Source organism: Pedobacter sp. (assembly GCF_041662865.1).
GTDB lineage: Bacteria > Bacteroidota > Bacteroidia > Sphingobacteriales > Sphingobacteriaceae > Pedobacter.
This window is the reverse complement of record NZ_JBAZRL010000123.1, coordinates 1-2,701: the sequence shown is the minus strand read 5'-3', so window position 1 is coordinate 2,701 and position 2,701 is coordinate 1. Positions and strand designations below refer to the sequence as shown.

Here is a 2,701-nt window from a genome sequence, read left to right as displayed (position 1 = left end):
CAAAAGCTTCAAAAGCCTTCAATGATATGACAGATGGTTTAGAGCAAGGACTTGGAGAAATAAAAGGTAAAAAATCAATCAGAGAATGTGATGAATCGGTCATTCCAGAAATGTTTGTCCAAATTTCATATGACTTACATGACATATACCAAGATCTTGGAGGCGATATTGAGAACTTCTAATTAATTTTAGATTCAATAAAATATATATAACAAAAACAGCAGCCAACAGCCGTTTTCTCCACCAGTCGCTACGCTTGTGTGGCGCAGCCAATTTGGTTTTTCTATTAACCTAAAAGATAAAAGCCTCCATTGCCGGAGGCTTTTTATTGCACTGCAGCCAGAATGCAGTTGCCTGATTGTTGGTAATTTTTTTTATAAAAACCGCTCATTCCGTAAATACTACCGCTTATTCCGTAGATGCAACCGTTCATTACTTTTGGTGTTCCAATGCCATATAATCTGCTTTTATTTAAGGTATAAATATTAAATCCTTAATTATGCCTTTTTTAAATTTTGACAGCAGGCACTTTAGTGTCAACGAGAAAAACGCCGTTACTGCGGCATTAACTGCATTGGAAACTGCCCTTGCGGCTAAGGTTGCTAATCTTTCTCCCGAGGAAAGAAAGCAATTTGGAAGCGTTAATGAGCAAAACAAGCTAGTTATAAACAAGGTTAAGGAATATCGTGATATTCAGCCAGCACTTGGATGCCCTGATGTGGATTGGGTAGAGTTTATGAACGATTTTGATACCCGCGCTTTCCTGCAGGGTAGCATACAGCGATTGCAAAACCTTATTGACGGGATGACCAATGCCAAAATCCTTCATGATTGGGACAACTATCAGTCTGCATTGATTGACTATGATTATGCAAAGTTTAAGTTTAACGCCAATGTGCCAAACTACCAGAACAAGGTTGAAGAGCTATCGCAATTCTTTGCCGGCAGGCCTCCAGGAAGCAAACAAAACACACCACCTGAATCAACCAGCTAATGATTAAACCACCTTTATTTAAAGCTGCTCCTACCGAGCAGCTTTTTTTATGGTTATATGTGACGTTTATTTGTTACTGTATTATAATACGGCCGGAACTACTTTTAATAGGTTAGATAACGTATTAAAATACATTGAAGACCACTTTTAATACGTATCAGGACGTATTATAATAGGTTTAGAACCACTTTCAATAGGTTGGTAACGTATTATAATAGGTCTTGAACCACTTTTAATACGTATGATGACGTATTAAAATGGGTTTAGCACGTCTTTTAATAGGTTTACTGCTTACATCTTACTGCAACCGGAATGCAGTTGCCTGATTGTTAGTAACTTTCGTGATTTTCAGTGTGCGATTATGTAGGAAAAGGTTATTTTTGGGGGGAGGTACACTCGCACTAATTATTAAGTTGTGAGACATTTTCAGAAACACTTAAAATAGATATTACTAATTATTAACAGCGTAAAAAATATACATTTAAAAGAACTAAATTTGTAAAAAAGATTGACAAGTTTATGGAAATAAGAACCGATTTATATTTAGGAGACAGTAAAAAAATGCTCAAAAAGCTTAAAGACAATTCTGTTGACTTGATTGTGACTTCACCGCCATACGCTGACCAAAGAAAAAGTACATATGGAGGCATTCATCCTGACAAGTATGTTGAATGGTTCCTTCCAATATCAAAAGAACTTTTGAGGGTTTTAAAACCTACCGGTACATTTATCTTAAACATAAAGGAAAAAGTTGTTGAAGGAGAACGTAGTACATACGTTATGGAATTGATTATTGCAATGAGGAAGCAAGGTTGGTTTTGGACAGAGGAATTTATTTGGCATAAAAAAAATTCATATCCAGGAAAATGGCCAAATCGTTTTCGAGATTCGTGGGAAAGACTTTTACAATTCAATAAGAATAAACATTTTAATATGTATCAAGAAGAAGTTATGGTACCAATGGGAGATTGGGCAAAATCTCGCTTAAAAAAACTTTCAGAAACCGATAAAACTCGTGATAATTCAAAAGTGGGGAGTGGTTTTGGAAAAAACATTTCTAATTGGGTTGATAGAGAAAAAGCTTATCCTACGAATGTTTTACATTTAGCAACTGAATGTAATAATAAAAAGCATAGTGCGGCATTTCCCGAAGAATTACCAGAATGGTTTATAAAACTTTTTACAAAGGAAGAAGATATTGTGCTTGATCCCTTCATGGGTTCTGGAACAACTCTTTCTGTAGCTAATCGAATGAGACGACATTCTATTGGAATTGAGATTGTTCCTGAATATTATGAAATGGTAAGAGAACAATTAGACCCTGTAGCATTATATATTTTAGAACCTGAAACAATATATGGACAAACTGAATCTGAAAGACGTATCGCAATACGTTGAACAAAATATCGGGACTTTTCATCAAAAGAGAATTCAAAGTCTTGATGATTTAAAATTAACAAAAGTCTTACGAAGAAAAAACCCATATTTGTATAAGGCGAAATATGTTTTAACTGCAGATGAAATAGTTAGAGGAATTGTTGACGCTCAAATTTCTTCTAATGAAGAGACAATATTTGGTGACTGGTTAGAAGGTTTAGCAATCTTTATAAATGAGAGAGTTTTTGGAGGTAGAAAATCTGGAATTGCTGGAATTGATTTAGAATTTGATAATGACGGTATTCGCTATATTGTTACTATAAAATCAGG

Annotated in this window: 4 protein-coding genes; all 4 read left to right on the top strand. The window is 34.9% G+C overall.

All coding sequences use genetic code 11. The features are described 5' to 3' along the window. Nucleotides 1-182 (top strand): hypothetical protein (locus tag WC622_RS17015; RefSeq protein ID WP_372820885.1); only part of this gene is annotated, 182 nt, incomplete at its 5' end. Between the two features lie 317 nt (nucleotides 183-499). Further along, nucleotides 500-994, top strand: a complete 495-nt coding sequence (locus tag WC622_RS17010) for a hypothetical protein (protein ID WP_372820884.1) — start codon at nucleotides 500-502, stop codon at nucleotides 992-994. 519 nt (nucleotides 995-1,513) lie between these two features. Continuing rightward, nucleotides 1,514-2,392, top strand: coding sequence for a site-specific DNA-methyltransferase (locus WC622_RS17005; protein ID WP_372820883.1), 879 nt, complete (start codon nucleotides 1,514-1,516; stop codon nucleotides 2,390-2,392). After that, a partial coding sequence (locus tag WC622_RS17000) for a PmeII family type II restriction endonuclease (protein WP_372820882.1) occupies nucleotides 2,352-2,701 on the top strand: 350 nt, incomplete at its 3' end. The genes WC622_RS17005 and WC622_RS17000, both read left to right, overlap by 41 nt.

Bases quoted from the DNA above. Each gene is read 5' to 3' on its own strand.
- WC622_RS17005 (WP_372820883.1), top strand. From the start codon at position 1,514: ATGGAAATAAGAACCGATTTATATTTAGGAGACAGTAAAAAAATGCTC.
- WC622_RS17010 (WP_372820884.1), top strand. From the start codon at position 500: ATGCCTTTTTTAAATTTTGACAGCAGGCACTTTAGTGTCAACGAGAAA.